The organism is Clostridium thailandense, assembly GCF_019207025.1.
GTDB classification, from domain to species: domain Bacteria; phylum Bacillota; class Clostridia; order Clostridiales; family Clostridiaceae; genus Clostridium_AM; species Clostridium_AM thailandense.
In genome coordinates, this window is sequence record NZ_JAEEGC010000055.1 from 25330 (window position 1) to 31646 (window position 6317).

Here is a 6317-nt window from a genome sequence, read left to right on the forward strand (position 1 = left end):
TTTAATGATAATTTTTTTCTTATTGTATTAGGTTTAATATATTAATTTCAGGTGCATGATATAATTACCAATAATTAATAGAGAATTTTATATAAAGTAGTGTAATATTTTGTGTCTTAATGTGACTAATTGTATGAAAGGGGGATTTAAGTGAATCATATAGAAAAACTGTACTTAGAATATAAGCAAGATATATATAATTATTTGTTGAGTATAACGCATAATCCTACTCTTTCAGAAGATTTGCTTTCTGAAACATTTGTAAAGGCAATTTATTCTATTGGTAGCTTTAAAGGCAATTCATCAATTAAAACATGGCTATTTAGTATTGCTCGTCATCTATGGTTGCAAAATTTGCGAAAGGATAGGCCTACAGTAGAATATAGTGACCTTTTAGAGCTATATATTACAGATAGCACCTTTGATATCATTAGTACAAAGCAGATAGCTGATAGAGTGTGTGAACTGTTAAAAATGAAAGATGTTCAAATTCAAAAAATAGTAAACATGCGTGTTGATGGGATAAGCTACTGCGAAATATCAGAGAGGATAGGTATTTCTGAAAACTCGGCAAGAGTAATAGATTTTAGAACAAAAAAATGGCTTAAATCCATTTTGAAAAAGGAGGAATTAATATGAATATATCATGTGATGTTATATTGGATTTAATACCGCTTGTAAAAGATGGCGTTGCTAGCAAGGACAGCATTAATTTAGTCTCGGATCATTTAAAAAGCTGTGAAAGCTGTAAACTTGAGTTTGAAAGCCACGCTTTGCCAATGCCAACAGAATTTGATGACAAAAGAGTTATATCTACAATCAAGAAAAAGTTATTCCTTGCAACCTCGGCATTGTTATTGATTGGAGCTTTTATCGGAATGGCATTAGACAAAAATTCACATTCAAACTTTATGCCAGCAATAATTATTGTTTTGGGTATTGTTTTTGCAGGAATAGTGGTATTTAAATTTGATTTAAAAGGGGATAGAAGTGTGAAAAGATTTTTTATCGGAAGAGCTATTGGCACAATCATTGTCTTTGTTATATTGGGAATTTATTTATTACTTAAATATGGGTTACATCTTTTTTAGATATAAATAAGTAATCCTAATGAAGCATTTAAAGAAGTTCCCAATGTATCAACATTAACAGAGAGTCAAGACGTTCCAGAGATGATTAAAAGTGGATTTTGTAAATTCAAGATTTGTGGCAGATTTTTTTGTACATTCACTTTTTCAGAAGAAAATATTAATGTATTTATAATAGTTAGGTATTATGAAATTTATACGACGTAAATGCCGAAGAAGGAAATACGAATGATGGTCTTTGCTAAGAAAATAGGTTTCATTTTCATTGGCAGCTGTGAAGTAAGTCATGATTCGTTGAAAATAGAATAATGCAGTGTTAAAAATATCTATACTTTCTATATAATTGTGAAAATATGTAGAAAACATGGTATAATTTTGATATAAATTAAATCATAGTCGTAAAAAATTGTGAACTAAATGATGATTTTATATTGCCTCGTACAGAATATTGATAATTGTGAAAATATAATCTATTATGATGTGCAATTAGGCAATTTTTAATAAACAAAGATAAAATTACATGAAAATGAGGGGATAAATATGTTATCAGGAAAAGTAATAACTTTAGGAATTACAGCATGTAGTCCGGCAGACCAGTCACTTACGTTAATTAGAGAATTAAAAAAGCGTGGAGCACAGGTACATGTAATTATGACGGCAAATGCAGTTAATTTTGTTACACCACTTATGGTACAGAGAGAGTCAGGGACACCTATCCAGATTGAACAGTTTGAACTTCCAAAGGCGTATGATATGAATCACCAGTCACTGGCGTTTAAATCTGATTTAATGCTTGTTGCACCAGTTTCTGCTAATACCCTTGGAAAGGCAGCCAATGGAATAGCGGATAATCTGCTTACTACAAATCTATTATCAACAAATGCACCCATTATTTTTGCAACTCATATTAATCCGAAAATGTACAGTAAACCAAGTGTACAAAGAAATGTAAAAATGTTGAAAGAAGACGGAGTGATTTTTGTTGAAAATAAAGAGGCTAAATTTCCAAGTCTGTTTCCAAGCATAGATGCTATTATTAAGAAAGTTGAAGAAGTAATTGTTTAAGAAGGATTTTAGTACTAAGTTTCATTATTCTTATTTAACAAAACAATCGAAAAAGCGAACAATTTTTATAAACACTGCATTATTCAAAGTTGAATTATGTGGTGTTTTTGTGTCGCATTTTCAAAATATTGTTTATCAATCGTGGAGAATAAAATATTTATAATTATTGTAGCACTTTAGTAACGCTTTGATGAAATAAGATAACCTGAAACAATCAATAAGAAATTGTAGCAATTATTGCATCTGCAATACTTAGATTTTTAACTTCTGATTTTTCATTTTCAAGATCTGATAAAATTTTCAAAGGATTTATATTAGACATAGTGACCGCCTCCAATTATATTAATAAATCTCTTTGTAAATATTCTAGCATGTTAATATTGAAAATTTTACACTTAATGGTTGTATCATACAAAGAACTAGTCAAAAAATACATATTTACTACTAAACTGTCAAGCTGTTCCTACTTATTGTAAAGATAAATTATTATAGTTAGATATAACGAACCGTTCTTATAATAAAGTTAAATGGAGGATTCATTTAAAGACAAAGTTATTATATTTGGTATTTTATCACCTTTAGTTGGAACATTAATAGGGTATTTAGGATGGAAAGGGATGGAAAAAAATATAGAAATTTTGAATAACTAAATATACAATATAAGAACTATTTAACTAAGTAAGATAGTTTAATATCTACAAAATATGTTATAATTACCAGTAGGTGAAAAATACGGGGGGATAATTATGTCTAGTATGATTCCGATGCTTTTTGTTGATCCAATAATTAGTTTAATTTTATTAGGTATTGGAATTTATGGATTCCTATTGTTTGTAAAACTTGCTAACAGAGGGATTAGAGCACTTGATATTTACATAAATGAAAAGACAAATAAGTCTTGATGTGCAAAAGTAGTGGTATTTTTGGCGAAATAATTATTATGGAGGAGTATAATTTTGAGTCAAGATAACAATAAAAAAAATATAACAGATGGAGTATCATTCTTTACCCAAAATGATTTATTTAAGAAAAAAGAAAACTTATATTTGTTAAATGTCTTTGGACTATCGGTTCTTTTATTTGTTGTAGTAGGTGGTATTTTGACAACTAAAGATGGTTCTATTTCTTATTTGTTATCATTAATATCTTCAGTATTAGTTATTAATGGATATAACAAGGTTAAAAAGGAAAGCAAGCAGTAGGTCTATTACAAAATTTTCTCAAAAATTATATATTATAATTATGGAAATTTAAGGTTTTAATGGAGGAGCTAAATATGGCTATGTGGAACCCATGGCGTGATTGTAAAAAGTGTAGTGATGGTTGTCAATATTGTTATATTCATAAAGGTGATTAAATTAGCTATTTTTAAAGATTTGAATATAAAGCATAAATGTATTACAGCTCAGCTGTTATTAGAAAAAATAAATATTGAAAAGTATTTAAAAGATATTGAACTTGTTATCGTTGGTGGAGAATCTGATAAGAATGCAAGAATATTAGATTATGCTTGGGTACTTGACATAAGAAATCAGTGTGTAAAGGCAAATGGAATACAAATTGAATATGAAATTTTTCGAAAGAAGACAATTCCAACTTTAGTAATTCAAGGAACTGAAGATACATTGTTTCCTGTTGAAGCAGGAGAAGATACAGCACGCACAATACCTATTGGAAATATAATCACCTTTTATTTGTAAAAGTTATGACATAATAATTATTAATAAAGCCAAAATAGTAATTATATACGAATTAAATTGGAGGATAATTATGTTGGAAAAATACCACATGAGAAAGAAAGATAGACAAATAAATGATGAAAATGAATTAAGTGAAATATTGTTACAGGGCAAATATGCGGTAATATCAATGTGTCGCAATAATGAACCGTATATAGTAACTTTGAGTTATGGCTATGACAAATCTAAAAATGCTTTATACTTACATACGGGGCTTAAAGGCTTGAAGATAGACTTTATTACTTACAATCCTAATGTATGTGCTACTATAATAGATGATAGAGGCTATGTAATTGGAGAGTGTGGACATAAGTATCGTTCTGTTGTTATAGATGCTAAGATTTCTTTAGTTGAAAGCCTTGAAGAGAAAAAATATGGAATGGAAGTTATTTTAAATCATTTAGAAGATATTCCTTCTGTTGTTAAGGAAAAATCTTTGAAAAATGAGAATATGTATAATAACATTGCAATATTGAAGATGGATATAATAAGTTTAAGTGGAAAGAAGGGACAATAACTATAATATATTTCGGTTAGTACGTAATTTTCTTATTTAGTGTAACAATTAAAAAAACGTAAACACTGTAATAGTAAAAGTGTATATTTTCATATATTGCGGTATATGTCTTGATATGTTATAATTGTTGATAATATCAACAATTAGGGGGGAGTTAAATTGAGTAAAGCGGAAATAGTTAGGAAAGAATTACGACTAATTATAAGAGAATTAGGTTTACTTAATTATGATTGTCTAAATTCAGGATTAACATTATCTCAAGCACATATACTAAGTTATCTTAAAAAAAATGGAATCATTCCTTTTAGCGAATTGGTGATGCAATTGGGAATTGATAAAGCTTCTCTAAGCAGAATTCTTAATAACTTAGAAGCTAAAGAATTTATAAAAATAGAGAAATCCCATACTGATAAAAGAGTGAAATACATTAGTATCCTATCACTAGGTATGGAAGCGATAATAAATGGAGATTGTGAAGCGAATAAATTTATTAATCAAATCTTAGATTTAGGATATGCGGATGTTAATGATAACATTGTAAAATCACTTAGAGAGTTTCGTATACTTGCATTAAAAAATAATCTTATAAAAAATAATTCTCGAATAGAAATAGAAAAAGTTTCATCAAATTTTATGGATGATGCAATTAAGCTAGCAACAGAAGTATTTACTTATGAGCAAAATATTCCTGAAAAATTAATACCTATAAGTGCGGAGTTGAGTCAAATTTGGTGGTGTGCAAGAGTAGGGGAAGATATTGTTGGAGTGATAGCTGCTTGGAATGAAAATAATCAATGGCATCTGGGAAGATTTGCAGTTGATAGAAACCTACGAGGCTTAGAGATAGGCAAAAAAATGCTTATATTGTCGTTAAATGAAATTTTTAACCTTGATGTAGAGGAAGTTTTTGTTGAAGCAAGAGATATAACTGTGAGAATGTTAGAACAATTTGGCTGTAAAGTAGTAGAAGAACCAATAGATTTTTATGGTGAGCCAGTTACACCTATTACAATAAAAAAGTGTGATTTTATAAATAAGACAAAATTACAAACAAAATGAATATTATTATTGATATGCTAATAATATTCTTATTTAACAAAACAATTAAAAAAAGTAAATGATTTATAAAAACACTGCATTATTCGAATTTGAATTTTACAGTGTCTTTTCGTCGTATAACAAATAGTACGCATATATATCCTAAAACCACGATATATGTACTTACTGAAAACTATGTGAACTAAATTCAAATAGAAAAACTGTTTGTTGAAAATTGAAAAATACAGTGTTAAAAGTATTTCTTTAATGATTAAAATGGTAATAACATGAAGATAAATGATATGTTATAATTTGTATGTATAGTAAAATTTATGCTAAGTGTGAAATGCTATAAGTATTATGAAGGAGGAACATGTCAATGATGAATAATTTAAAAACAATCATAATTGCAAATAAGAAAATTAAATCACTAAAAGGAAATTCCATTTCAGATGATGTCACTAAAGTATTTTCAGTTCAAAGCAATGAAGAAATACTTGCACATTTGCCTCCAGAGGATTGGAACATATCTATAAAGGAAACTTGGAATACTAAAGACTACTATTATGATGGTTGTACTCAACCTATAGGAAAACATCATATGATATTTATAATATGTCAATACGTTGTCATATTTAATGCTTTATAATCAATAATAGAGGGGAAGAATAAATCATTATAAAATTTAAGGAGGACATATTTATGAGTATAAGTAATGCATTTATGACATTTGGAAAGGAAGCACCAGAACAACAAAAGGCATGGGGTGAACTTATTGGAAAGTTGGATAATGCCTGTAAACTTGACAAAAAGACAGAAGCACTCGCTTATTTAGCTGTATTGGCTTCTGCTCGACTTGAAAGTGGTATA

9 protein-coding genes are annotated in these 6317 nt (G+C 28.4%); all 9 read left to right on the top strand.

Translation table 11 applies throughout. The annotated features are described in order from the left end of the window. Nucleotides 1-150 precede the first annotated feature (150 nt). The 9 genes from I6U48_RS13085 (at nucleotide 151) to I6U48_RS13125 (ending at nucleotide 6096) form a co-directional block, all read left to right on the top strand. A complete protein-coding gene (locus I6U48_RS13085) occupies nucleotides 151-639 on the top strand; it encodes an RNA polymerase sigma factor (RefSeq protein ID WP_218320914.1) in 489 nt (162 codons plus the stop codon). Next, nucleotides 636-1091 carry a zf-HC2 domain-containing protein gene (locus I6U48_RS13090; protein ID WP_218320915.1) on the top strand — a complete coding sequence of 152 codons (456 nt, stop codon included), beginning with the start codon at nucleotides 636-638 and terminating at the stop codon, nucleotides 1089-1091. Before I6U48_RS13085 ends, I6U48_RS13090 begins: the two co-directional genes overlap by 4 nt. 537 nt (nucleotides 1092-1628) lie before the next feature. After that, nucleotides 1629-2153 carry a flavoprotein gene (locus I6U48_RS13095; protein WP_218320916.1) on the top strand — a complete coding sequence of 175 codons (525 nt, stop codon included), beginning with the start codon at nucleotides 1629-1631 and terminating at the stop codon, nucleotides 2151-2153. A 746-nt stretch (nucleotides 2154-2899) separates the two neighbouring features. Further along, nucleotides 2900-3055, top strand: a complete 156-nt coding sequence (locus I6U48_RS13100; RefSeq protein ID WP_218320917.1) for a hypothetical protein — start codon at nucleotides 2900-2902, stop codon at nucleotides 3053-3055. A gap of 54 nt (nucleotides 3056-3109) precedes the next feature. Then, a complete protein-coding gene (locus tag I6U48_RS13105; RefSeq protein ID WP_218320918.1) occupies nucleotides 3110-3355 on the top strand; it encodes a hypothetical protein in 246 nt (81 codons plus the stop codon). A gap of 96 nt (nucleotides 3356-3451) precedes the next feature. Continuing rightward, on the top strand, nucleotides 3452-3853 hold the full coding sequence (locus tag I6U48_RS13110) for an alpha/beta fold hydrolase (RefSeq protein ID WP_376774554.1): 402 nt from the start codon (nucleotides 3452-3454) through the stop codon (nucleotides 3851-3853). 70 nt (nucleotides 3854-3923) lie between these two features. Next, the gene (locus tag I6U48_RS13115; RefSeq protein WP_246615330.1) at nucleotides 3924-4409 is read left to right on the top strand and encodes a pyridoxamine 5'-phosphate oxidase family protein; all 486 of its coding nucleotides are present in this window, start codon (nucleotides 3924-3926) and stop codon (nucleotides 4407-4409) included. Nucleotides 4410-4568: 159 nt separating this feature from the next. Then, nucleotides 4569-5468, top strand: a complete 900-nt coding sequence (locus I6U48_RS13120) for a GNAT family N-acetyltransferase (RefSeq protein ID WP_218320919.1) — start codon at nucleotides 4569-4571, stop codon at nucleotides 5466-5468. Nucleotides 5469-5826: 358 nt separating this feature from the next. Next, a complete protein-coding gene (locus I6U48_RS13125; protein WP_218320920.1) occupies nucleotides 5827-6096 on the top strand; it encodes a hypothetical protein in 270 nt (89 codons plus the stop codon). Nucleotides 6097-6317: the final 221 nt, after the last annotated feature.

Coding starts and splice junctions, on each gene's coding strand:
- I6U48_RS13090 (WP_218320915.1), top strand. CDS start 636: ATGAATATATCATGTGATGTTATATTGGATTTAATACCGCTTGTAAAA.
- I6U48_RS13095 (WP_218320916.1), top strand. CDS start 1,629: ATGTTATCAGGAAAAGTAATAACTTTAGGAATTACAGCATGTAGTCCG.
- I6U48_RS13100 (WP_218320917.1), top strand. CDS start 2,900: ATGTCTAGTATGATTCCGATGCTTTTTGTTGATCCAATAATTAGTTTA.
- I6U48_RS13115 (WP_246615330.1), top strand. CDS start 3,924: ATGTTGGAAAAATACCACATGAGAAAGAAAGATAGACAAATAAATGAT.
- I6U48_RS13125 (WP_218320920.1), top strand. CDS start 5,827: ATGATGAATAATTTAAAAACAATCATAATTGCAAATAAGAAAATTAAA.